This window comes from Gilliamella sp. B3817, from assembly GCF_026536705.1.
GTDB classification, from domain to species: Bacteria; Pseudomonadota; Gammaproteobacteria; order Enterobacterales; family Orbaceae; genus Gilliamella; species Gilliamella apicola_I.
In genome coordinates, this window is the sequence record NZ_JAFNNV010000002.1 from 424,091 (window position 1) to 449,644 (window position 25,554).

Consider the following 25,554-nt stretch of genomic DNA (forward strand, 5'->3'; position numbering starts at 1 on the left):
CAAGAACCAATTTAAAACAATAAAATTGGCATTAAATATAAAAACTCCATCATAACTAAATTTATAGTAATAATGGGAAAATTTAATAAGTCAAAAATTAAATTAAAAATATGAATGAATCGAATGAATCTTTATTTAGAAGCGAATGTATTGAAAACAATAAAGTTACGATAGTTGGTCAAATAATGCTTGTTACTCCGTTTAGTATAACATTAATCAATATTTTTTTTCTTATAATATTTATAGCAATAATTTACCTTTTTATTTTTTTTGATTATGGAAGAAAAATACATGTAACTGGCACTTTGTTACCAGTTGAGGGAGTTGTAACAATTTTGTCAGCTGAACCTAGTATCGTTGACCAAATACTAGTGAAAGAAAATCAAAAGATAAAAATGGGTCAAACGTTATTTGTTTTAAGAAATTTGAAATATAGCTCCACACATGATGCAGTACAAAAATTCTTAGTTAACAAAAAAAATAGCTTAACCCATCAGCATAATATTTTTCTTAATCAAAATAATATTAAAAAAATATCATTAGAAAAAACTTTAAAAAATTTAGAAGAAGAAAAAAATATTTTACAAACACAGATTTTAGTACAATCAGAACGAGTAGAAATCGCAAATGAAATATCAGAAAAATTTAAAAAACTCATAAAAGCAGAATCAGTTTCAATAATTGATTACAATAACAAGCAATCAGAATTACTTGATCAAAAATCTATATTATTTGATCTTCAACAAAAACTTACATCAACAGATCGTAATATTTCAGATCTTGAAACTGAACTTCTTCAAATACCCTTACAAGAAAAGCAAGAGATATCAAAATTTGAACAAGAATTAAGTTTAATAGAAAAAGAGCTGATTGAAAACGAGGGGCTTATGTTGATGAATATTGTTGCTCCTAAAGATGGAGTTATTAGTACTATTATGATTTCGAAAGGACAAAGCATTGGAGATGATGCCATCATAGCTACACTTTTGCCTGAAAATCAAAATCTTGAAGCTAATTTATTTATTCCATCTAGTGCAATTGGTTTCTTAAAAGTTGGATTGCCTGTATCAATTAGATATGATGCTTTTCCATACCAAAAATTTGGTCAACATAACGGTATTATTAATGAAATTTCTAATAACACCCTATATTTAAATGAATTAAAATCAATTGGTATCTATTCCCAAAAATTTAACGATGAAAAGGATGCATTTTATCGCGTCAAAGTAAAATTAGATGATCAAACTATGAAAGCTTATGGTAAGAACTATCCTTTGAAAGTTGGTATGACTTTAGAATCAAATATTATTCTGGAAAAAAGAAAGATTTATGAATGGATATTTGAACCTATATTTAGTATTAAAGGTAATAAATAATGCAACATCAATTAAATTTATCATTTATTAGTAAAAGAAAGTTACCTTTATTTTTACAAAGTGAATTATCTGAATGTGGTTTAGCATGTATTGGTATGATTGCTCATTATTGGGGAAAAGAATTTAGTTTAAATGATCTAAGACAAAAATACCCTTTTACTTTACGAGGAGCTTCACTTAAAAATATTATAGATATTGCGGTAGATTTAAAATTTAATTGTCGTCCAATAAAATTAGATATCGATAACTTAAAAAATTTAGCATGCCCTTGTATTTTACACTGGGATTTAAATCATTTTGTGGTATTAAAAAAAGTAAAAGGAAATAATGCTTATATTCATGATCCTGCTATAGGTAAAATAAAATTAAATATTCAACAGGTTTCAAAACATTTTACTGGAATTGCAATTGAAATCACACCTTCATCATCATTTTCTCCCTATAAAGCAACTTCTAAAATAACTTTTAAATCTGTAATGGGGAAAGTTATTGGATTAAAAAAAGGGTTGCTACAGTTATTTATGTTAGGCATCCTCATTCAAATATGTATGCTTATTTCACCATTATATTTACAATGGATTGTTGATGATGTAATTGCTGTAAATGATAAAAACTTATTAATAGTTTTAGGCTTTGGGTTTATATTATTAGCTTTATTACGCGTTTCAATAGAATTTATAAGGGATTGGTTTATAACAATTTTCTCAACTCAATTAAACTATCAATGGAGAGGAAATGTATTTAACCATATATTAGGACTACCAATAGAGTGGTTTCAAAAACGCTCTTTAGCTGATATTTTATCTAAATTTCATTCTATTCAAGAAATACAAAATGGTATAACAACAAAAGTAGTGGCGAGTCTAGTTGATGGTATTTTAGTTATAACAACATTCATCATGATGTTTTTATATAATACTACATTAGCCATAATTTCTTTTATAAGTATATTTATTTACGCTATTTTAAGAAGAATAGCTTTTGATTTGCAAAAAAATCTTTCATCAGAATATATAATTAATCAAGCAACCCAAGAAAGTCATTTTTTAGAGACAATAAAAGGAATGCAAACTATTAGATTATATAATTATGAAAAAGAACGCGCCATAAAATGGATGAATTTATCAGCAAAAGAATTTAATGCCCATCTAAGATATGAAAAATGTTCTTTACTAATTAATTTTTCTAATAAATTAATTTTTAGTTTAGATAGAATTTTTATAGTTTGGTTTGCTACAGTTTTAATTTTGAATACTTCTTTTTCAATTGGTATGCTATTTGCTTTCGTAAGCTATAAAGATCAATTTACAGATAGAATAATTTCATTAATTGATAAAATTAGTGACATTCTAATGCTAAGGATACATGTAGAACGCTTAGCTGACATTGTATTATCAAAAACTGAAAGTTCATCAAACAATAATTTAATTTCTACCAAAAATATGATATCTGATTTAACTATTAAATTAGAAAATGTTTCTTTTCGCTATTCACAAAATGAGCCTTATATTTTAAATAAAATAAATTTGACAATTCCTATGGGTCAATGTATTGCAATTACTGGAGCATCAGGATGTGGAAAGACAACATTAATGAAAATAATATTAGGTTTACTTTCTCCCACCGAAGGAGAGGTTTTCATTGGTGATATTCCACTTTCTCTTATCGATAAAAAAGCTTATAGAAACTTGATAGCAACCGTAATGCAAGAAGATAATTTATTTACGGGAACAATCGCTGAAAATATCTGCTTTTTTGAAGCAACACCAGATTTAGAAGAAATAGAAAGATGTGCTATTGATTCAGCTATTCACAATGAAATCATTAATATGCCAATGAATTATAATACCCTCATTGGGGATATAGGTACAGGATTGTCAGGTGGGCAAAAACAACGAATTTTATTGGCAAGAGCTTTATATCGCAGACCTCAAATATTAGCGCTTGATGAAGCTACAAGTCATCTAGACATATCAAATGAAGTTAAGATAAATAAGTCAATGGTGAAATATAATTTTACTAAATTAATTATTGCACATCGTCAGGAAACCATTAATTCATCAGAAAGAATTATTATGTTAAAAGACGGTTATATAATTTCAGATAGTTTTTTGAATTGATTATTTTATCTTTTTTTATTTATTAGTATTTTTTGGGTTTTGAATAAAATTGAAATTGATATTAATTTATGTATACATAATTATAAATTCATTAAAAAATTTCAGCCAAATTTAATTTTGAAAAGATAAATGATATAAAGTCAATTTTCTATTCTTAATTTAGTATTATTTTTAAAAAATAATAATTATAAGCAATGATTATTTTAGCACCCATATAAATTTAAACATATTTATAATGAAGATTTCATTTTTCTTCTATACAAAAAGAATTTGTTATTAAATATCAAAAAATTTTAAAGAAATTACCATAGATGTGATAAAAACTAAATTTAGGTAAAAGTTCGAGCTAATTGCTAAGTTAATTAATATCTACAATTCAAGCATTAAGAAAATAATATTATATTTAAATTATAACCTATTATTTTAATAACTAGCTAACTTATTGAACAAATATTATAAATAACATTTATTATTTTGATTTATTTAAACCTTAAATTAATCCAATTATCCACAATTCTTAATAAAATACTTCTATAAAAATAATTTGCAAATAACATTTAAATTACAAATAATTTATTATATATTGACAGATTACAATCATTTGCTTTACAATTAATTTAATAGTTAACTATGTTATTACAATAAATTTACAATCAGCAAGGAGTTATTATGTTTATTAAAAAAAATGAAAGTATAGATTTTTCTGCATCTAAAGCATTTCAAATGAGAGAGCTTAAGGAAACAGAAATAAATCTAATTAATGGTGGGGTCAAATCAGGTTGTATATACGACCCAAAAGCACGAGACAGAAGAAAACGTCGAGGAAGAGATTTCTGGTTCTGAAAAAAATATTAATGAATTTTAATTAATATTTCCAAACAAAAAAGAATGTATGATTTATTACATTCTTTTTTCTAAAATTTTATTTTCTTATGCTATATCAAAAACATTAATTGAACTTGCAAAGTCAAAATAATTCGCTCTCATTAAACTCAATATTAATAGCCCAATTATTATTTGTTAATTTGTTACTGTTAACCATTTTAGTTGACTAATTATGCTACAATAACTACTTAAGTATATGTAAATTTATCTTCATCAAACATGAAAAAATCAAATACTTTATTTCCATTTTTTCTTTTTGTTAAATTCTTTAGGATATTCAACCCACCATATCGCAAAAAAATCAATAAAAAACAATACAAATGTTGACCATATTAAAAAATTATAATCTGAATTATACTTGGAAATATCTCCCCCTTTAGATAATAAAACACCATGAGAAATAGTGACAATATAGCTATAAATTAGACTGATACGCCTCTTCCATATTAACTTAGCATTATATCGATAATCATTAACGGTATGTTTTCTAAATTGAAAAGAAATAATAATTCCGAGAAAAGAATACAAATAAAATAAAAAATAATTTAAAAACACCACGTTTATTCATTAACCTCTTCATTATTTTCATCGGAATATATAGGATATGTTGAACCGTCTGGTGTGATACATTTGTAATAACCCGAACTTTTATTAGGATCCGAATTGTCTGCCATAACAAAATTACATGAATGGATTATTTCACCTACATTATTAATATTTTCTGGTTGAGGAATATATAATGCAGGTTCATCAGTCTCTTTATTTTTAAAGAAAATATTTTTAGCTTCATCTACAATGTCAGTTAGAGATATAGCATCACTCACTATCTCAACCGTTAGCCATTTTCCACTCATCCTTTTGAATGCTCTTTGCAAATCCTGAACACCATAATAATATAATTTAAAAACTTCTTTATTTACTGGATTAAATTCATTGATTTTTAATGTTTTATCTAATTTAGGTTCTAATTTTAGTTTACCATGAACTGAAATGCCCAAATCGACGAAATCATAAGCAAGCGAACCAACATATTTAGACATACCCAGCGCTTGAGCAAATTTTGATCGTGATGATTTTATAAATATTAAACGATATTATCAAGGCAAATAATTTAATTAACTTTATGATTTAAAATTTCTTTTTTTATTATTGGTTATATTTTAAACCGATTAAATATAACCATGATCAACTATAATCAGTCTTTTTGAAAATCATTTTTGTTATCGTTTTAAATTATCAATTAAAAATATTACATACTGTTTTTTCGAAATTTTTCAGATTATTTTCCTGCTGCTTTTGAATATTTTTAATTCATCACTCTTAAAATGTGATTTATATCACAAATTTTAAAAATACCCCTCCTTTTGCAACGTGATCTTGATCACGTTTACTGACATTTTCTAATGAATGCACGCCATGAACGTATCTAAAATAGTGTTAATTCAATGACATCAATCAATAAGGAAGGTAACGAAAATGAGTCGTTCAAACATAAAAGTGAAAGTCCAAAATTTTGGGCGTTTTTTAAGCAACATGGTTATGCCAAATATTGGCGCATTTATCGCATGGGGGTTGATCACCGCTATTTTTTTATACAATGCAAGAGATCCCAGTGCTGGGGGTTGGTTTCCAAATGAACGTGTATCAACATCGTTTATTGGGCCGATGATCACTTATTTACTGCCACTATTAATTGGTTATACCGGCGGTAAACTCATGTATAACGACCGTGGCGCCGTTGTTGGTGCGATTACGACTATTGGCGTAATTGTCGGGTCATCTATACCAATGTTTTTAGGCGCAATGATAGCTGGTCCTTTAGGCGGCTTTATGATCAAGCAATTTGATCGCTTAATAGATGGTAAAGTTAAAAGTGGTTTTGAGATGTTAGTCAATAACTTTTCAGCTGGCATTCTTGGTATGATGCTTGCACTAATTGCTTATTTTGCTATTGGTCCAGCCGTGGCTTGGTTAACCAATATATTGATTATCGCCGTCCAATTTATGGTTGATCATAGATTATTGCCACTCACCTCTATTTTGGTCGAACCGGCTAAAGTTTTGTTCCTCAACAATGCCATTAATCATGGTGTCTTTACCTCATTGGGTGTTACACAAGTAGCAGAAACCGGTAAATCGATTTTCTTTTTAATTGAAGCCAATCCTGGTCCCGGTTTAGGGCTTTTATTAGCCTATATGTTTTTTGGTAAGGGTGCCGCAAAAGGATCGGCTAGTGGTGCTGCGATCATTCATTTTTTTGGCGGAATTCATGAGATCTACTTTCCCTATGTGTTAATGAATCCCCGCTTGATTATTGCCGTTATTATGGGCGGAATGACCGGAATATTCACGTTAACAGTTTTTCATGCTGGTTTAACAGCTCCAGCTTCGCCCGGTTCGATTTTTGCTGTAATGAGTATGGCAAAAGGTTCCTATCTTGGCGTAATGCTTTCGGTCATGGCGGCGACGGCTGTCTCTTTTGTTATGTCAGCGATTTTATTAAAAACAACCAAAACATCGTCTAAAAGTCTTGATGATGCCAAATTAAGTCTCTCAAGCATGAAAGATGAGGCTAAAGGAAGAAAAAATGAAACGTTTGATATAACTAAAGTCAAAAAAATAATCGTGGCTTGCGATGCAGGCATGGGCTCAAGTGCAATGGGTGCCGGTGTTTTACGCAAGAAGATTGAAAATGCCAACTTGGCAATCAATGTTAGCAATCTAGCCATTAATGATCTGCCCGATGATGTAGATATCGTCATTACGCATCAAGATTTAACGCACCGAGCCAGACAGTATGCCCCCAATGCTTGGCATATTTCGTTAACTAACTTTTTAGATAGTGAGTTATACAGTCAATTAGTCGACCAACTTAACCAGGCATTAGGAATTGAACAAAAGATAACGACAAAAAATGCCCCCCAAACTTCCGATAATTCCCCTCTCTTCCAATTAACCGACAAAAATATTTTTTTAAATTTAACCGCCAAAACAAAAGAAGAAGCCATCCGTTTTGCCGGTCAAAAATTAGTAGAAAATGGCTATGTTGACCCTGCCTACATTGAATCGATGCTAGAACGTGAAAAATTGACTTCAACCTATTTAGGTGAATTTATCGCTGTCCCTCATGGCACCATTGAATCTAAAAACAGTGTAATTAATACAGGTATCGTATTTTGCCAATACCCCTCAGGTGTTCAGTTCGGTGATAACAAAGAGGATGAGGATTACGCCAAAATTGTTATTGGGATAGCTGCACGTAACAACGAACATTTGGACGTGATTGCAAAGCTGACCAACGCTCTCGATAACCCCAATACCATTACAAAACTCACAACAACTCACAGCGTGAAAGAGGTTTTAGCCTTATTAGGCTAATGCTGTTTTTGTACGCCTTACGTTTAAGTAAGAAAACTCGAACATTATTGAAACTCACAAGATATAAGGTATAAATTATGAAAGCATTACACTTTGGCGCGGGTAATATTGGACGCGGTTTTATTGGTAAATTATTATCTGATGCAGGATTTCACGTCACTTTTGCTGATGTCAATCAGCAAATTATTGATGAATTGGCACATCGTCATCAATATTCGGTCAATATAGTTGGAGAAGAAGCAAGTACTGAGATAGTCTATCACGTCGATGCCATTAACAGTACATCACCTAACATTTGCCACCACATTGCAACGGTTGATTTAATCACTACCGCTGTTGGTCCACAAGTATTGAATAAGATTGCCCCAATTGTTGCTCAAGGTATTTTGAAAAGATATCAACACGATAATCAAGCGCCGCTAAATATTATTGCCTGTGAAAATATGGTTCGTGGTACTACTCAATTTAAGCAAGCAATCTTTGCACAATTACCTGAAAGCTTACATCAATGGCTAGAAACACATATTGGTTTTGTTGATTCTGCAGTCGATCGCATTGTGCCACCGACCCTATCACCATCAGGTGATATATTAGCCGTAACGGTTGAAACCTTTTCAGAATGGATTGTCGATAAAAAACAATTTATTGGTACTATTCCGAATATAGCCGGTATGGAGCCTGTCGATAATCTTATGGCTTTTGTTGAACGTAAATTATTTACGCTCAATACCGGGCATGCCATTACGGCCTATTTAGGCTTTTACTACAATTTCGCAACTATTCGTGATGCAATATTGAATGAGCAAATTCGTTTCATTGTTCGTGGAGCAATGGAAGAAAGTGGGCAAGTATTGATTCATCGCTATAATTTTGATGATCAAAAACACATGGCATATATCGAAAAGATTTTATCCCGTTTTGAAAATCCCTATTTACACGATGATACCGCCAGAGTTGGACGTCAACCCATACGAAAATTAGGAGCAAGTGATCGTCTCATAAAACCGCTACTTGGCACATTTGAATATCAGATTAACAATTGTAATTTATTGATTGGTATTGCTGCTGCCCTTAACTATCGGAATAATGATGATGAACAAGCAGTGCAATTAGCAAAACAGATTGTTAATCATGGAGTGATACCCACTTTTTGTCAAATTTCGGGCATTGATAGTCATAATCCAGTTGTTCAACCAATCGAAGAACTTTATACTGCAATGCAAAATCATCAATTTTTATTAAAAGATGTCGGATAAAAGGCTACAAGAAGATAGAATCCTAGAAAAACTCAATCAGCAAACTGATATTCACAGTTTGCTGACTGTCGCCATTAAACTGATCAACAAAAGTGTGAATCGGTTGATTCTCAACATTTTTTGTAAGGAACCCCATGCCATTAAATTTGTAATTCCTTCACTTATTGGTAAAAATGGGCCTTTAAATGATACATCTGTTTGTTTAAAATTGCTTTTTGCTTTGGGCATTTTAAGCCGTGCAGATTATGAAGATATCGAATTACTTATTGCCATTTTAGATGAGCTGGATCTTAGTGATAAACACTATCATTATAGTGATGACGAGATTCTTGGACCGATAAGCTTATTACATGATATGGTGTTACCGCAAAATTGGGTGTTACAACAAGATCAAGTTGCCGAACTCGGGATTGTCGATAATTTTAAATCATCCATTTTACAAAATCGTTATCAGCAAATGATCCGTTCAGCGCTGATTATTGCGATCACCGCTCTTATACTTCGAATAAGTAATAAACCCAAACATAAAGATCATGATTAACTGTCTATTACCGACTTTTTAACGTAAAAATTATTTTAAGTGGGTAAAGTTAGCAGTAATGATCGGCTTTATTTCCCACTCTTTCATTTAGTCGGTATAATGCCACCATTTTATTGTAAATTGGGTTATTCATGAAAACGTTATTTGCCAGCACCTCGCGCGGACTTGAGGAGTTACTTAAGAAAGAGTTAGAAGAGTTAGGCTCGATCAATTGTAAAATTACTCAAGGTGGTGTCTATTATGATGCCGATGAAACAACGTTATATCAGTCTTTATTATGGTCTCGTTTAGCATCACGCATTCTATTACCGCTTGCTGAATTTGATATATATAGTGATTTAGATCTCTATTCTTGCGTTTTTAATCTAAAATGGACTGATATTTTTGCCGTCGATAATTCATTTGTCATCAATTTTGTCGGGGTAAATGATTTTATCCGTAATAGTCAATATGGCGCATTGAAAATCAAGGATGCAATTGTCGATCATTTTGTCCGACAAACAAATAGGCGTCCTAATGTTGTAAAACACGATCCCGATATTCGAATTCATGCTTATCTTCATAAAAATCGTGTTACGCTATCCCTCGATTTAAGTGGAGAGAGCCTGCATCAACGTGGTTATCGTCAACAAATAGGTCAAGCACCACTAAAAGAGAGTTTAGCGACAGCAATCATTTTACGATCAGGCTGGCAAATTGGTGAACCGCTACTTGATCCTATGTGTGGTTCGGGTACATTGTTAATTGAAGCAGCCATGATTGCAGCTAAAATCCCACCAGGATTTCATCGAAAACAATGGGGCTTTTTAGCATGGAAAGGGTTTAATCCTACACTTTGGAATGATCTGCTATTGAGAGCAAAACAGAACATTTGCCAACCCAAAGGCGTTTTTATTGGTTATGATAATAATGCAACAGTGTTGGAACGTGCACAACAAAATGCACGTTATGCAGGCGTGAGCGATTATATTAGTTTTGCCAAACAAGATGTAACTCAATTAATCAATCCACTTTCATCCGAATCATCAGGCATGATTATCAGCAATCCGCCTTACGGTGAGCGTTTAGAAAGTGAACCTGCACTCATTGCCCTACATACTGCGTTAGGTCAACTTATTAAACAACATTTTGGTGGTTGGCGCCTTTCACTGTTTAGTGGTGCCCCACAACTATTAGATTGTTTACAAATGCGTGCAGATAAGCAATTTAAGGCAAAAAATGGCCCACTGGATTGTGTGCAAAAAAATTATGTCATTGCCAAACGCGATAACACGCTAGCGGTTTCTAATCCTAATTTACCGGCAGCGGATTTTGCGAATCGATTACGTAAAAATAAGCAAAAACTGGAAAAATGGGCTACTCAAGAGCAATTGGAATGTTATCGTCTTTATGATGCTGACCTGCCTGAATATAATGTTGCCATTGACCGTTACAAAGACAAAGTTGTCGTGCAAGAATATGCAGCGCCAAAAAATATTGATCCTCAAAAAACACGGCAACGGCTATTTGATATCATTAATGCGACTATGTCTGTATTAGAATTAACAGCTGATCAACTGATCTTAAAAACACGGGAAAAGCAAAAAGGTAAACAACAATATCAAAAACTTGCTCAAAAGCAGGATTATTTTTTAGTGCATGAATACCCCATCAATCACCGTAAAACCCAATTTTGGGTAAATGTGACTGATTATTTAGATACAGGCCTATTTTTAGATCATCGCTTGGCACGTAAAATGATAGGTGAAATGAGTGATAATAAAGATTTTCTTAATCTGTTTGCTTACACAGGAACTGCCACCGTTTACGCAGGGTTGGGCAATGCAAAATCAACTACCACCGTGGATATGTCACGTACCTATCTGGAATGGGCAGATCGCAATTTAAAACAAAATGGTTTAACGGGTAAAAAACATCGCTTAATTCAAGCTGATTGTTTGCTCTATCTTGCACAATGCAATGAACAGTTTGATCTCATTTTTATCGATCCCCCGACATTTTCAAATTCTAAACGCATGAATGAGACATTTGATGTTCAACGTGATCATCTTAAGTTAATGAGCGATCTAAAACGATTATTAAGACCAAATGGCGTTATTGTCTTTTCAAATAATAAACGAGGTTTTAAAATGGATGCGCACGGTATGCAAAAATTGGGCTTAACCTTTCAAGAAATCACTAATAAAACACTCTCATTAGACTTTAAACGCAATAAACAGATTCATTGTTGTTTTATTGTCAAACATCTATAATTACAAACCCTCTTACGAGGGTTTGCTTAATCCCTTAGTGTCTGTTTTGCTATTTGCTTAAATTAACTGTTTTTTGGATTTTTTAGCGCACCACTAAAACCGAGGTTTGTGCGCCACGAACAACACCTGACGCATTCGATCCAAGCAGGTGAGTCGTGATATTAGGACGTCTGGATCCTAAAATAATTAAGTCTGGCATGATTTCGTTTGCTATTGATAAAATTTCGTCACGTGGATTACCAAATGCAATCGAAAAGGATAAATTTTCGCGCGGAAGATTGATGGTATCGAGTAACCGGTGAAATGCTAGTTCTGTTTGCACCGTTGCCTTATCTTTAAATTCATCAAAACCAAATGAATAAGCATTTACTATAGCGGATGCAATAGGTAAAACGTGGAAAAAAATAACGTCTGCATTTGATAATTTGGCTAAACATTCCAAATGTGGAATCACTTTTTTGGTTAGATTATCTTCAAGAATATCAATCGGAACTAGAATTTTTTTATACATAATAAGTACCTCGCAAATAACATCTGATAACATATCTTTTATGTTAAAAAATAGAGTTAGTGAAAATCATCATACTAGTTTTAAATTTATTCGCTAATGTTTTTTCGATAAATAAGCTTGTAGATACTTGCTACTGTTTTAACTTGTTTTCGATAAAACTAAATGTTAGGTACTATGGTATCAAGCTTGTTCCTAATCGTTAAAATAGTTTACCGTGGTGATCTAAATCAACTTATCGTAAGCAATAGAGTTATTTCAAAAATGTAATTTAGGTCAACGCTGAATCATTGATGATACTTTACACTTTCAATCAATGTTTGATAATGTTAATTTTATGATTACTTTATCGGGGAAAAGAGACTAATTGAGATCATCTATTGTCCAGACCAATTCAGCCGATGTTACAATTGAAGTAAACAATCAAAAAAAGCGTAGAGGTAAACAATTAATAGAAGAAGATCCCCAAAATGTCAATGAATATTAATTTATTACATTATTCGCAACCCCTAAGACTATTGATTATAAAGAGCATATCGGTTTTAATACTCTTCCTTCAGCTTGGATTTTAGAAGATAACTTAACATGAAAATCATATTAGCATCCACATCACTTTCACGAAAAAAAGTACTGGAAAAATTAGCCATTCCATTTGAGTGTGTTGCCCCTATTTGTGACGAAACTCCACTCTCAGGAGAATCTGCAAAACAATTAGTTGAGCGTTTAGCAAAGCTTAAAGCCCAATCATTAGTAGCTCAATACCCAAATAGCTTAATTATTGGTTCTGATCAAGTAGGCGTTTTAGATGATCACATTGTTTGTAAACCCCATACTGTCGAAAACGCCCGTATGCAATTAAGAAATAGCAGTGGTAAAGCGTTTTATTTTTATACTGGTATGACTGTTATCAATACCGTCAATGGACAATCCACCACAATTTGTGAACCTTTTAAAGTTACTTTTCGCCAGTTAACCGATGCTGAAATTGACGCATATATTTTAAAAGAGATGCCATTACAGTGTGCTGGTAGTTTCAAATGTGATGAGCTCGGCATTACTTTATTTGATAAATTAGAGGGTGAGGATATCAATTCGTTAGTGGGTTTACCCTTGTTAAAATTGAATAAAATTATGATAACAATGGGATATAATCCGCTTTTGATCTCATAAGTCAGTGTTCACTAAGTAACACACTGACTTATCTTTATTCATCGGTCAATCGACCCGCTGACATTTTCATGATTTTTTGGCTATAACTTGCCACATCATTATCATGAGTGACAATTAATAACGCAGTACCTTGATGATGTATATCGGATAAAAGTTGCATAATATCGGCGGCGCTTTCGTCATCCAAATCACTTGTTGGTTCGTCTGCGATAATGATTTGAGGCTGGCAAATCAGTGAGCGTAAAATAGCAACACGTCGCATTTCACCGCCTGACATATTAGCAGGATAAGCATCTTGCAGATAACTGACCTTCGCCTTTTCAAGTAGGCTTTGTGCATAACTTAAACACTGTTGATTTTTGCGTTTGGTTAAATAAAAAGGTAAGCGAATATTTTCTAATACTGTTAAATTTGGCAATAAACTGCTACCTTGTGGAATGTAACCAATCTGTTGATTACGGAACGCAGACACTTGCTGATCATCCAGTTCAAATAAATTGGTCTTATTAAGTATGATTTTACCTTGAGTTGGCGTAAGTAAACCGGCAATCATGTTAAGTAAAGTTGTCTTACCACTGCCTGATTTCCCCATTATGCAAACAAACTCATCTTTATTCATTGTAAAACTTACGTTATTTACTGCCGAAAAAGTTTGCTTACCTCGTTGATAATCCTTGCGTAAATTTTTAATCTCCAACAACATTACTCACCCTCTCTTAATGTGCGATAAGTATCAAATTTAGTTATGGATAACGCAGAGTAGATACATGAAAATGGCCCTATAATTAAAGTAAGAATAAACACTATTGTGGCATAGATTAATGCATCTAACAGTGAAATGCTCATACATGGCAAACCAATAGACTGGCAAATCAATAAGCTAAACGCATATAACAACACCGCAGCAATGACAATTCCAGCAATAGCGCCTAATGCACTAATAATTAATGATTCACGTAGTAACATGCTGACAATATCACGACGTGAGGCGCCTAAAATACGCAGTAGTCCAATTTCTCGTTTACGCTCATTTAATGTCGAAGAAAAAATGATAAAGATCACCGCAATAGCCAGTATCCAGAAAGTAGCAGACAGACTATACACAATGGTCGAAAAGCTGTTTAAATATTTAGCTATATTGCTTAACATACCTTTAGTCATAACAAAGTCAATATTATAATCTATAGCATATTTGGGCATGATTTGATTGACGACATCTTTAGGTTGAGAATCGGGATCAACCTTGATAAAAATCGACGAGGCATAATTGGCAAAATGATCGACATCACCTTCAATTAATTTTGCTTCTTTCATTAAAGACTGTGCCGCTGACATGGTCATAAATACCGAGGTGTCAAACCCCATACCTGTTGAATCCATTTTTGCTGCCACTTTATAGGGATGATTATAAAACATAATTTCATCCCCAATATTTGATGTAATTTTTGCGCCGACCACGACTTCATTATCGTTTAATGGTTTAGTTAGCTGGGTTTGCAACCAAGGTTTTATAACAAAATCGCTATGTTGATCAAAACCAATTAATTGCACTTTAGAACTGCAACATCCAGCGTTTAGCGAAGCAATAAAAAGTTGCGGTGAAATGGACTGTATTCCTTTAATATTTTTGATTTTTTCCATTAAATCAACTTTCAAATAAAAGCTACTCGGTTCTCCACGCAATAATGCAACTTCAAGATTTTTTTCATAGCCATAAGGGACAATCAGGATATCCGCACCTAGACGATCGGCCATACCCGAAATCCCTAAACTCAGGTTTTTCATTAAGACACTACCACCAAACAACGTCGCCGAAAATAGCATGATAATGATAATTAAACTACAACTACGAAAAGGTCTACGCTGTATATTTCGCCATGCTAAATTAGCAATAATTATTGGGGTTTCTTGCATGTTTTAAATCCATCTATCTACTATTTTTTAATATTCTTATAATTCACACTCAAATTTTTTTAACGATTTTATTCAAATAGAATACATTAATTAAAGACACCAAAAATAAAACACCAGATAGTAAAACTAAAGCTGGTTTAGCGCCCATATTACAACGCATCATCTCGTTTGAGCATACCCCAATTAAAACAGTCGGAATGGCGATGGCCAAAAGTGAGATACAAGCTAACGCCATACTTAAACCAAGACGAACAAACATTGTCCGACTTAGTAACATTAATGTGCCAATGGCGATAATCAAAGCACCGATACCTAATTCGGCTCGGGCTGTCCAAAAGCACTTCATAATTTTACCAGCTCCTGTATGACTATGTCCGGTATTAGCAACCTGATTATGTATGTCGTTAGCCGTATTTATTAGGGTATCGGGATGTGGACAGACAGGTAAAATATACAACGGAAATAGGATAATCATCAATCCAAGAAACATAATAAATAGTGATAAAATTATTCGATTTTTCATATCATTGAAGCCTTATTAATTATTAATCACACGGGCAACTTTGCCATGCTCTAAAACAACCGTGGTTTGTGCATGTTTTGAAACTTCAACCGAATGTGTTACAACAATAATAGTGCTGCCCTCTTCATGTAGTTGATGAAGTAAGTTCATTACCATTGCTTCATTACTTTCATCTAAATTGCCAGTAGGTTCGTCAGCTAATATTAATTTTGGATAGTTAATTAAGGCTCGCGCGATACATACACGTTGTTGTTCACCACCAGACAACTGACGCGGTAAATGTTTAGCTCTTGCAGCCAACCCTACTCGTTCTAATGCCTGCAAAGCTTCGTTTTCGTCAACCATACTATGATAATATTGCGCTACCATCACGTTTTCGAGTGCCGTTAAATAAGAGACTAAATGAAACTGCTGAAATATTAATCCAATTTTATCTCGGCGAATTTCGGTTAATTGTGGTAATGAGAGTTGAGTAATATCCTGACCATCAAGAATTACTGACCCAAGTGAAGGTTTATCCATGCAACCAATAATATTCATCAACGTGGTTTTACCACTCCCCGACGGTCCCATTATAGACAACCATTTTCCTTCTTCCACGGTTAAATTCACTTCCGATAATGCATGCAGTGAACCATAAATTTTAGAGACATTATTAACTTCGAGTATATTCATACTTATTTCCTATTCGCCACGTAACACAAGCGCTGGCTCGACTTCAAGCGCACGTTTTACGGGAATTAAACACGCAATGACTGTCACAATAGCTGAAATAACAATTGTTATTGGGATAAGATAAAACTCAATTACAATAGATCGACCAAATACATTAGTGCTTATCACCTGTGCAAAAATCAGTCCACACACCACGCCTATCACTCCACCGGTTATGCCTAAGATTAACCCTTCGGCCAAAAACTCTTTAGCGATACTTTTGTTATTTGCACCAATGGCTTTTTTCAGTCCAATTTCTTTTCGACGCTCCATGACAACCGTCATCATAGTCGTCGCAACACAGATCATGGTCAGTATTAGCACCACCAAAGTGACTAAATAAAGTAAGGAAGACAGTTTACCCAATACGGAGGATTCAGATTGAGTTACCCATTTAATTAAATGAGGATCGACCGTTAAAGAGTTTGCTTTTATTTTATCAATATAGTGTTTTAACTCATCTTGTGTGGCTGTAATACTCACTTCTACCACTTCGGCTTTATCGCTATCTTTCAAAAATTCATCTAAATCATGTAAACCAATAAAAATATAACCGTCTTCAGTGCGTCCTGTTTTAACAATACCCGTAATTGTTAACTCCTCGTTATAGCGAGAATTTTGTTTGGTTTTTCCTAAAACCGGCATTGTGCTACCAATGGTTAATTTGGCAAAGTTTGCAATATCGGTACCGATTAAAATTTCATGAGAATGTTTAGGTAGTTCGCCTTCAATTTTCCAGTAAGGACTTGTTTTAATCACTTGTTCAAAATCCGTACCGACCATAATATAAGGCTGTTGGTTACTGCGAATAGATTCATAACGAAACGGGGTTACGCCAAGTAGTTTTTCTTTGGGTAATAAACTTACCGCTTGTGAGACATCTGCCATTGTCATCATTGATTGATTATCAGCAGGCAAGAACAACATATTGGCGCCATAGGAGCGAAACTCTTTTCCCATTTGGCGAGGAATATCATAACAAAGTGTTATCATACCAAGTAAAACTGTTGCCCCTATTGCCACACCAAGTAAAGCAATAAGAATACGTGAACGGCGACGAATAAGAGAGCTAAATACTGTTTTAATGATAAAGCGCTGATTTTTATTAATCATGATTTTGACCTTTCAATTACCGTCCATGTAAAACATCAGTTGGGCGTAAAAACATCATAAAACGCAATGCCGGTAAACTTCCCATAAACGTAATAAAACTCACCATAATCAATACCAATGGGATGATGAGCATTTTAGGCTCAATAAATGAACCAAATACCGTGTGACCAATAATCTGTGCAAAGCCAAGACCGATAAAATAGCCGAAAATTCCGCCTAATAATGCAATAATAAAAATCTCGGTTAATACTAGCATTGCAACAGCTTTATTGGTTGCGCCAAGTGCCTTTAAAAGTCCGATTTCAGTACTCCGCTCAATGACATTAGCAGTCACTAAATTAGAAATAGCAAGTGCTGAACAAATTAACGATAGAACCGTTAATAAAAGCATTAATAACTGCGTTTTTTGTAAAATAGATCCCTCTGATTCGGCGACTTGCATAATGGCTTTTACTCGCACATCTGGCATCAACTCTTCTATTTGATAGGCGATCGAACTGATATATGCTGTACAATACCAAGTATCCCATTCTGTTCTTGATAAGCTATTAGGATCTTGCGCTGCTTTACGAGCCAATTCATTCTCTGGCGTTGTTAATGCACTCACTTCGACCCGTTCAACAAGCCCTTCTTTATTGGCTAAGTGTTGCGCAACAGGGAGAGAAACATACAGTTGAGAATCCTCAATTCCGCCACTATGAAAAATATTATTGATGGTCAATGTAATCGTATTTTTAGTGTGTGGCGAAATCAGTTCAATAGTATCGCCGATTTTTAAATTCCACTGTTTAGCGACTGTCTCGCCAACCATCACTCCTTGCAAGTTATCATCTTGCATGGCGCTTCCTTCAATCGTCCACCATGACTTCATCGCTAACATCCCCGTATCCACTTCATCGCCCGTTGGAATATTAAGATGCTTATTAAACCATGTTCCGACCAGAGTAATTGGTTTATCATTAAAGGTTGCTTGTGTGGTGAAATATGGGGCAAAATCAACAATATTATATGCCCAGAAAATCATTTTAATTTTGACTAAATCATCTTGCTTGATATATTGAATAGTGGCTTGATTTTCATCATTATCAATTTGATACAGTTCACTAACCAAAGCCGTTCCACGTGGCACAATGTTTAAATTAGCGCCATAGGCTTTAAGTTCTTGATTCACTTTATCACCTACATCAAACATGACATTCAACATGGCGGTTGCTAACGATACTCCTAAAGCAACGGTTAATGCTATCAAAAACAGCTTCTTTTTTTGACGAACTAATACGCTTAGTAACATTGTGCAAAACATATCTTCTTCCTTTGGGAAACCATTTACTTAAAGCGGCTTTTTTCTGCTTCAAGGTGAGCTGTACGAATTACCATGTTTCCGTCAATAATTTCATATTTAAGTGGAACCGGATTACAACCACCTGAAAATCCGATAGTGGCAATATTCATAACGACATCACATAAAATACAAACGACTTGATTGCCACGCTGATAATAACCACTTGCACCACAAATATCACAAGCATCAAAGCCTACTCCATAAGCATTTTCACTCTTCTTGATAACGATAAAACGTACTAGCGTTCCATCGCTTGCTTGAAAACCATACCGATGCAAATTGCCGTCATTGACTTGAGTAAGTGGGATAACAACTAAACCCTCTTTATTTGCTGAAACCGGTTCAGCTGGCGTTAACTCTACCCCTTTTTCAAATATATAACGCGCACGTGTAACGGTATAAGCGGTCATTGCCATGCCAGCCATGAGTAATAACGAGGTTCTTCTATCTGTGCGTAGCTGTGCTTTAAGTTTACGAATCTGAGCCGGATTACTTCCTACTAACGAAGCCGTTTTAGATTTTATATATAAAATAACCGTGAATAACAGCACAATTGCCATAAAAATAAATGTAAATAAATTGACATGTGCCAGAATAAAAATAACTAAATCCATCATCCATTTTTGTGTGGAGATAAGACGTCGGACAATTAAAATTTGAAGTAAATTAATGCTGTTTGCAATCGTGTATATCAGCAAGGATAAAACAGAAATGGTAATAACCCATTTAGTTGATAACCGTTCACATATTCGACAAGTCAATTGACCAATTAATACCGCTAATAGCAACGCAAAACCATAACCAATCCATTTAAACAAATAATCATTATTAAAAATCGACTCCATTCCTACATCAAATTGGAAAGGATAAAGCATTAGATTAGGTAAGCACTGTGCCATTATTAAACCAATTGCCAATATGAATAAACCATTAAATATGCAGTTAAAAAATAACGCCGACGAGCGGACTTGAATAAGTATAATAATTAACAACGGAATAGTAATAACTAACCAACAAATAATGACACCAAGATCATAATATTCACGCACTGCAAATGCTGTGTTACGTTTTAAAATGGTATAAGTTAATGCAACAATAGAGCCTAAAATAAAACCGACAACGATAAATGTTTTGATAGGACGGGGATTGAATTTAGTCAGTAGCGCACAAAGCAACGCTATCATAATTGCGGGAACAAAAGTATTATCAGTGACGTTGATAAGGTATTGAAGCATAATAATTGCCTAGCCATTACAATTTATTATTGACGAGTTTAAATCTCGTCAATAATAGAGTACTTTTTTAAAATTTTCTTATTGTTACAAAACAAAAGTTACCAAGCTCGTGGGATATAATCAAAGTCCCAAGATACTTCAATAGGTTTGCTCCAGAAACGACCTTCTACGCCAGTTTCTTGATCTACATGTAATAAGTAACCTTGTTTTTCTGGATTTTCAATAGTGAAGGTAACTTTATATTTTCCAGCTCCATCAAGTTTAACGTTATTACCATAGTGAGGACCGTCAGAAGCATTCATCGGCATGAAATTACCTTCGATTGTTTTATCACTACCTTGTTTTTGAATTTTATATTTTACGGTTAAGTAAGGAACAAAATCACCGACACCATATCCTAAATTATTATCAGCTGTAGCTGAAATGTCAGCTTCAAGGTGCATATCCGATTTTGATGCAGGTAGTCCTCCCATTCCAGCGGGTTCCATATCCACTGGTTGGAAATATACGGCACCGATATGCAAAGGCCCTACCGTCACTTCATCACCAATAGGAAACTCTTCAAACCCTTTTTCTTCACCAGGTGCTGGCGCTGATGCAGCATACGCAAACGAAGATATTGCAAGTATTGACGAAATTCCTGCGGTTAATAATATTTTTTTCATTTCAAACTCCTCTAATTTTAACTACTCTTTATTACGAAATAACTAAATTGCTATCGCTACCAATACTTGCTTTTTTTCTATTTTTTCCGTCTTTTGAGATACTTTGTTTTATAGTACGAAATGGAAAATGCAACGACTATCACCATGAATATTTGTGGGAGTAATGTTTCAACAGTTGGATATATTCCAAGCACTTCAATTGAGCGTACAAAATCAACGGGGGTTACATGGATAATATCAGCTTCTTGTAACTCTTTGACACCACCACCGGCAAAAGCAATAGCCATGATATACATTAATATACTCGTGCCAATAAAAAATGGTTTAAGAGGCAGTCTCATTGTTCCAAAACGAATGATAATAAAGATTATGGCTAATACTAGCGTTCCGATTGCTAGCCCATACCAAACCATGTCCATGTGTTCTCTACTTTCACTCAACATAGCTTGATAGAATAAGATTGTTTCTGCACCTTCGCGGAAAACCGCTAAAAAGGCAGCAAATCCTAATGCAATACTACTGCCTGAAGATATAGCACTTTTAACCTTACCTTCTACATAATTTTTCCAAGCTTCTGCTTCAGCTTTTGAAAACATCCAATTACTTATGAAAAATAAGACCACTGTCGCTAATAACATTGCGACACCTTCAATAATCTCTTGATTTGCCCCGCTAAGATTGACAATGGAATTAAGTGCAATTGCAGCAAGGACACTAGCAAAAACGGCGAAAAGTGAACTCATATAGACAACTTTCACCATTTGAACATTTCCTGAACGCACTAAGTAGGCCGAGATAGCAGCTATCACTAATATTGCTTCTAAACCTTCCCGGAAGATAATGATAAATGAAGCTAACAACACACTCCAACCGCTCTCTTTTTTGCCGTCTAATTCGTTAGCATCTTCATGAAGCATTTTCAAAATGACATCGATCTCGGCACGAACAGTTTTATTTGAAGCACCATCTGACATTAAACGCTTAATTTTTGCGAATTGATATTCAGTATCGGTTCCACGCTTACCCGAAATATAAGACATAACTGCGCGTTCAACACCGTGTTTTTCATAAAAACCAAAATAAGCATTATTAACGCGAGCTTTAGCCTTTTCAGGATCTTTCATAAAATAGAGATCATAGGCATCATTAAGAATGACATCCATTTCGTCAATAATCGCATTCCATGTTTCATATTTTTTTTCAGCTGCATAAGATGAAGAAGCAAAAGCAACTACGCTAACAAAAAATAGCAATGTTAGCGTTAAATATTTTTTCACAGCCATAATCTCTTATTTTCCTAATAACATTAAACCTATTGGTTTATTGTCTGAAGGTAACTGCAATTCTTGACTAATAACGTCTGGTTTGATGGCATGAATATAACGTGCACTTAAATCCAAAGCCGCTGAAGCCAAGTAGACGTTTTGACTCATCGCACCTACAGCAATATTGCCAAAATTATTAGCTTTTTCTTCTTTGATATTATTAAAAGCGGCTGAATCAGTAACGAAAATCAGCACATAATTAGCTCGTTTTACAAAATTTTGTAAACCAACATCGGCACGAATATCTTTATTGTTTATTTCTTTTAGATAGTGCCCTTCCCACTCATACAAAAAGGTTCCCTTTTCACTTGCAACATAGATTCTTACATAAGGTTGTTTACCCGTACCCATTGGAACAGTCCATCCGGTTGTTCCTCGATTCAAACCACTTGCAGCCCAAAGCACAGTAGAAAGTTCTTCATCCGAAATTTGTCCATTAGGAAAACCAGGACCAGGTGTTGATGACCGTTTTGTTAAACTTTCAAATAAACTCATGCCATCTTTTGTTTGAGGAGCAGGTAAAGTAATATCGGCATAACATAGAGAGATAGAAAATAATGATGAGAATAAAATGACAACTATTTTTCGCACAATATACTGCATAATTACCTCTGACATTTTTGTAATCTAATGGAGTTGCTATCTTATTGCTAATAATTCCAATTATCAATACAAACTATCATTTTTATCATTAAAGTAATAAGAAAATTAGTGATAATTTTTTAACGTATTGATTTGTAATCACCTATTTTTTAAAAAACGTTAATACCTTTAATCCGATTAAATTACCTTTACTTAAATTTTTTTATAACTAACTTTTATCTTATTTATTACTGAAATGTTATAGACACTTTGTTATCATTAACACAATTTTTAATTCAAAATTAAATGCTTCTTCTCGAAATCTTTGTTTGCAGGATAGGGACATTGATAAAAGTCCTTTTGGAAGGTAGATTTTTATTAGCAAATGCGTACAAGAATAGAAAAAATTTGCCACAAGTTGAATTTAATTCATTTGCTTCGTAAAATAGCCAAAATTTTATTTTTGGCTGATTATGCAACTTCATTTAGTCGTTAATACATTTGGTTCTGACCTGCAACGCCGTTACGGCGAAAAAATTTATAAACTGACTTTACATGGTGGTTTTAGTTGTCCTAATCGTGACGGAACTATCGGTGTTGGTGGTTGTACCTTTTGTAATGTCGCTTCGATCATTGATGAGTCCATTCAAGTAAAAACGATTTCACAGCAGCTTGCCCAACAAGCGCGTCAGATGAAAAAATCCAAGCGCTATCTTGCCTATTTTCAAGCCTATACCAGCACTTATGCCGAAGTTGAAATACTCAAAAATATGTATGAAGAAGCACTCAATAGTGCGGATATTATCGGGCTTTGTGTCGGTACTCGCCCAGATTGTGTGCCAGATGAAGCGCTGAATTTACTTGCCAGTTATCAAGCAAAAGGCTTCGAAGTTTGGCTTGAGCTTGGCTTACAAACGGCTCACGATAAAACGTTACACAATATTAATCGTGGACATACATTTGATGTCTATCATCAAACGGTGCAAAAGGCTCGTTGTCTTGGTATAAAAGTTTGTACTCACTTAATCATTGGTCTGCCTAAAGAAACCAAGCAGGATAATTTAATGACGCTTGATAAAGTGTTAAATAGTGGTGTAGATGGTTTAAAACTGCATCCGTTACATATCGTAGAAGGCAGTATTATGGCTAAAGTGTGGCGTGCAGGTCGGCTCGACATACTCTCTTTAGAGCAGTATGTCGATATTGCTGGCGATATTATTAGGCAAACACCAGCCCATATTTTGTATCACCGCATCTCTGCCAATGCTCGTAAACCTACCTTACTTGCCCCTGATTGGTGCGAAAATCACTGGCAATCAATGAATGCTGTAGACCAAAATTTAAGGCAATTTGGTGCTCAAGGTAGCGCGATTAACGACACATATCATTGTAAACAATCTAAAGATTCAATTGACAATTTAGGCAGTTAGCGGTTTAATTCCTAACAAAGATTTTAAAAAAACAACATAATTTAAGGATTCTATTTTTTAAGGATGAAAACATCAAGAGTTAACATTGCATCTAAAAGATTTGCAAGCGTTGTTAAAGTTAATATTCTTCCATTTATATACTGTATTTTTTTATTTTTTTTAATAAAGATTTTTTCAGCAGATAAATATGAATGGTTGGTCGATTCAGGCGTGTTCAATAATCTATGTCAATTACCAGTAGGTGGACGATTAACAACTGAACCCATCATTGTTTTAATTCCCTGCTTTCTTATTTTATTTTTACTCAAAAATAAAATGATCCGATACACATATATGTTAATTGTGCTTATCTATCTTTTGTGGTCTTTTTATTTGCGTTTCAATTGGTGCTAAAGGTAAAATTAAAAAGTCTGTTTAGATAATTTGTTTTTAACAGCCCCATTAAGGTTTAATTTTGCTAATAAAGCTTTGGAGTACAATTTTGTGAAAATTAGATCCTTTATGCTATTAAAAAGGATCTAAAACGGCATTAAGAATCAATATCAACGTTGATAGAATTGCCCACAACAATGCATGTTAACGTATTAGTATGAATTAAAATAAAAGTGTAAAGATCGCTAGATTGTGGAACCGAAATAAAGAATAACCAAAGCGAAATTACCGATTTAAAATCATTTAACATCGCTTTGGTTCATTAAGATTTAGGGGGATTTTCAATAAAAATGATTCAAATCTAAACTTTTGAATGATTGTCTAAACGTTCATTTATATCGCTGACAATTTTAGATAATGTTTCACGCTCTAAAAGAGAAATATCAATTTCACACTCTTTGTTATCATACTTAATGCATAATGTTTCATTAACACTACAAAATAATACTAATAATCCTAATGGCAGTAGTAAAATAGATAGAATGATTTGCCCAATATCCCCAAAATGTGAAAACAAATCGATAATTTCTTTTATTCCTAAACAGACTATTATTGCGCCGATCAATCCGCCTTTAAGATTATATGTACGAGTAATGGAAAGAGAATGAATACTTTTTATTGGAATTTCTCTTTTTTTACCGGCAAGATTGGATAAAGGATTCTTGCTAAAAGAATTAGTTAATTCATCAATGTTGACAACATCATCATTAATTTCAATTTTAGTTTTCTGCCAAGGCGTTAGCAGTGATTGTTTGAATTGATGTACGACCATTTTTTTCCTTGTTATAATTTT

Annotated in this window: 23 protein-coding genes; 10 read left to right on the forward strand and 13 right to left on the reverse strand. The window is 33.6% G+C overall.

The window, feature by feature from the left end; translation table 11 throughout:
- Window positions 1–110 precede the first annotated feature (110 nt).
- The 3 genes from J3U36_RS04615 (at window position 111) to J3U36_RS04625 (ending at window position 4,339) form a co-directional block, all read left to right on the forward strand.
- Window positions 111–1,376 (forward strand): HlyD family secretion protein, encoded by a 1,266-nt coding sequence (locus tag J3U36_RS04615; RefSeq protein WP_267377935.1) that lies wholly within the window; start codon window positions 111–113, stop codon window positions 1,374–1,376.
- Window positions 1,376–3,496 (forward strand): peptidase domain-containing ABC transporter, encoded by a 2,121-nt coding sequence (locus J3U36_RS04620; protein WP_267377933.1) that lies wholly within the window; start codon window positions 1,376–1,378, stop codon window positions 3,494–3,496. The genes J3U36_RS04615 and J3U36_RS04620 overlap by 1 nt, the downstream gene beginning before the upstream one ends.
- Before the next feature lie 669 nt (window positions 3,497–4,165).
- On the forward strand, window positions 4,166–4,339 hold the full coding sequence (locus J3U36_RS04625) for a hypothetical protein (protein WP_267377931.1): 174 nt from the start codon (window positions 4,166–4,168) through the stop codon (window positions 4,337–4,339).
- A 602-nt stretch (window positions 4,340–4,941) separates the two neighbouring features.
- Here J3U36_RS04625 and J3U36_RS04630 read toward each other — a convergent pair.
- Window positions 4,942–5,466 carry a DUF4225 domain-containing protein gene (locus tag J3U36_RS04630; RefSeq protein WP_324169797.1) on the reverse strand — a complete coding sequence of 175 codons (525 nt, stop codon included), beginning with the start codon at window positions 5,464–5,466 and terminating at the stop codon, window positions 4,942–4,944.
- Window positions 5,467–5,857: 391 nt separating this feature from the next.
- Here J3U36_RS04630 and J3U36_RS04635 point away from each other — a divergent pair, with 391 nt between their 5' ends.
- The 4 genes from J3U36_RS04635 to rlmKL all read left to right on the forward strand — a co-directional run bounded on the left by J3U36_RS04635 (window position 5,858) and on the right by rlmKL (window position 11,808).
- Complete coding sequence (locus J3U36_RS04635; protein ID WP_267377929.1) at window positions 5,858–7,759, forward strand: PTS mannitol transporter subunit IICBA; 1,902 nt, start codon at window positions 5,858–5,860, stop codon at window positions 7,757–7,759.
- A 77-nt stretch (window positions 7,760–7,836) separates the two neighbouring features.
- Window positions 7,837–9,015 carry a mannitol-1-phosphate 5-dehydrogenase gene (locus J3U36_RS04640; protein WP_267377927.1) on the forward strand — a complete coding sequence of 393 codons (1,179 nt, stop codon included), beginning with the start codon at window positions 7,837–7,839 and terminating at the stop codon, window positions 9,013–9,015.
- Window positions 9,005–9,556 (forward strand): MltR family transcriptional regulator, encoded by a 552-nt coding sequence (locus tag J3U36_RS04645; RefSeq protein ID WP_267377926.1) that lies wholly within the window; start codon window positions 9,005–9,007, stop codon window positions 9,554–9,556. The genes J3U36_RS04640 and J3U36_RS04645 overlap by 11 nt, the downstream gene beginning before the upstream one ends.
- A gap of 131 nt (window positions 9,557–9,687) precedes the next feature.
- A complete protein-coding gene (rlmKL, locus tag J3U36_RS04650) occupies window positions 9,688–11,808 on the forward strand; it encodes a bifunctional 23S rRNA (guanine(2069)-N(7))-methyltransferase RlmK/23S rRNA (guanine(2445)-N(2))-methyltransferase RlmL (RefSeq protein ID WP_267377925.1) in 2,121 nt (706 codons plus the stop codon).
- 82 nt (window positions 11,809–11,890) lie between these two features.
- Here the strand turns inward: rlmKL and J3U36_RS04655 are convergent, their stop codons facing one another.
- A complete protein-coding gene (locus tag J3U36_RS04655) occupies window positions 11,891–12,319 on the reverse strand; it encodes a universal stress protein (RefSeq protein WP_267377924.1) in 429 nt (142 codons plus the stop codon).
- A 582-nt stretch (window positions 12,320–12,901) separates the two neighbouring features.
- Between J3U36_RS04655 and J3U36_RS04660 the strand changes: the two genes are divergently transcribed.
- Complete coding sequence (locus tag J3U36_RS04660) at window positions 12,902–13,486, forward strand: Maf family protein (protein ID WP_267377923.1); 585 nt, start codon at window positions 12,902–12,904, stop codon at window positions 13,484–13,486.
- Between the two features lie 34 nt (window positions 13,487–13,520).
- On the opposite strand, the gene J3U36_RS04665 is transcribed toward J3U36_RS04660, so the two are convergent.
- The 10 genes from J3U36_RS04665 to J3U36_RS04710 form a co-directional block, all read right to left on the reverse strand.
- The gene (locus J3U36_RS04665) at window positions 13,521–14,189 is read right to left on the reverse strand and encodes an ABC transporter ATP-binding protein (protein WP_267377921.1); all 669 of its coding nucleotides are present in this window, start codon (window positions 14,187–14,189) and stop codon (window positions 13,521–13,523) included.
- On the reverse strand, window positions 14,189–15,400 hold the full coding sequence (locus J3U36_RS04670) for an ABC transporter permease (protein WP_267377919.1): 1,212 nt from the start codon (window positions 15,398–15,400) through the stop codon (window positions 14,189–14,191). Before J3U36_RS04670 ends, J3U36_RS04665 begins: the two co-directional genes overlap by 1 nt.
- Before the next feature lie 49 nt (window positions 15,401–15,449).
- Window positions 15,450–15,923 carry a DUF4418 family protein gene (locus J3U36_RS04675; RefSeq protein WP_267377917.1) on the reverse strand — a complete coding sequence of 158 codons (474 nt, stop codon included), beginning with the start codon at window positions 15,921–15,923 and terminating at the stop codon, window positions 15,450–15,452.
- Window positions 15,924–15,938: 15 nt separating this feature from the next.
- Window positions 15,939–16,598 carry an ABC transporter ATP-binding protein gene (locus tag J3U36_RS04680; RefSeq protein WP_267351683.1) on the reverse strand — a complete coding sequence of 220 codons (660 nt, stop codon included), beginning with the start codon at window positions 16,596–16,598 and terminating at the stop codon, window positions 15,939–15,941.
- A 9-nt stretch (window positions 16,599–16,607) separates the two neighbouring features.
- Entirely contained in the window at window positions 16,608–17,750 is a 1,143-nt protein-coding gene (locus tag J3U36_RS04685; protein WP_267377914.1) for an ABC transporter permease, read from the reverse strand.
- A 16-nt stretch (window positions 17,751–17,766) separates the two neighbouring features.
- Window positions 17,767–19,053: an ABC transporter permease gene (locus tag J3U36_RS04690; RefSeq protein WP_267377912.1), complete on the reverse strand. Its 1,287-nt coding sequence runs from the start codon at window positions 19,051–19,053 to the stop codon at window positions 17,767–17,769.
- A 23-nt stretch (window positions 19,054–19,076) separates the two neighbouring features.
- Window positions 19,077–20,327 (reverse strand): Fe-S-containing protein, encoded by a 1,251-nt coding sequence (locus tag J3U36_RS04695; RefSeq protein WP_267377911.1) that lies wholly within the window; start codon window positions 20,325–20,327, stop codon window positions 19,077–19,079.
- 98 nt (window positions 20,328–20,425) lie between these two features.
- Window positions 20,426–20,992 (reverse strand): iron transporter, encoded by a 567-nt coding sequence (locus J3U36_RS04700; RefSeq protein WP_267351689.1) that lies wholly within the window; start codon window positions 20,990–20,992, stop codon window positions 20,426–20,428.
- A 77-nt stretch (window positions 20,993–21,069) separates the two neighbouring features.
- Entirely contained in the window at window positions 21,070–22,275 is a 1,206-nt protein-coding gene (locus J3U36_RS04705; RefSeq protein ID WP_267377909.1) for an FTR1 family iron permease, read from the reverse strand.
- Window positions 22,276–22,281: 6 nt separating this feature from the next.
- Window positions 22,282–22,920 (reverse strand): nitroreductase family protein, encoded by a 639-nt coding sequence (locus J3U36_RS04710; protein WP_065559077.1) that lies wholly within the window; start codon window positions 22,918–22,920, stop codon window positions 22,282–22,284.
- 452 nt (window positions 22,921–23,372) lie between these two features.
- On the opposite strand from J3U36_RS04710, the gene J3U36_RS04715 reads away from it, so the two are divergent.
- Both J3U36_RS04715 and J3U36_RS11395 read left to right on the forward strand, forming a co-directional pair.
- Entirely contained in the window at window positions 23,373–24,329 is a 957-nt protein-coding gene (locus J3U36_RS04715; protein WP_267377907.1) for a TIGR01212 family radical SAM protein, read from the forward strand.
- A gap of 63 nt (window positions 24,330–24,392) precedes the next feature.
- Complete coding sequence (locus tag J3U36_RS11395) at window positions 24,393–24,722, forward strand: DUF2645 family protein (protein ID WP_411596944.1); 330 nt, start codon at window positions 24,393–24,395, stop codon at window positions 24,720–24,722.
- Between the two features lie 340 nt (window positions 24,723–25,062).
- Here J3U36_RS11395 and J3U36_RS04720 read toward each other — a convergent pair whose 3' ends face one another.
- Window positions 25,063–25,533, reverse strand: a complete 471-nt coding sequence (locus J3U36_RS04720) for a hypothetical protein (RefSeq protein ID WP_267351697.1) — start codon at window positions 25,531–25,533, stop codon at window positions 25,063–25,065.
- Window positions 25,534–25,554 lie beyond the last annotated feature (21 nt).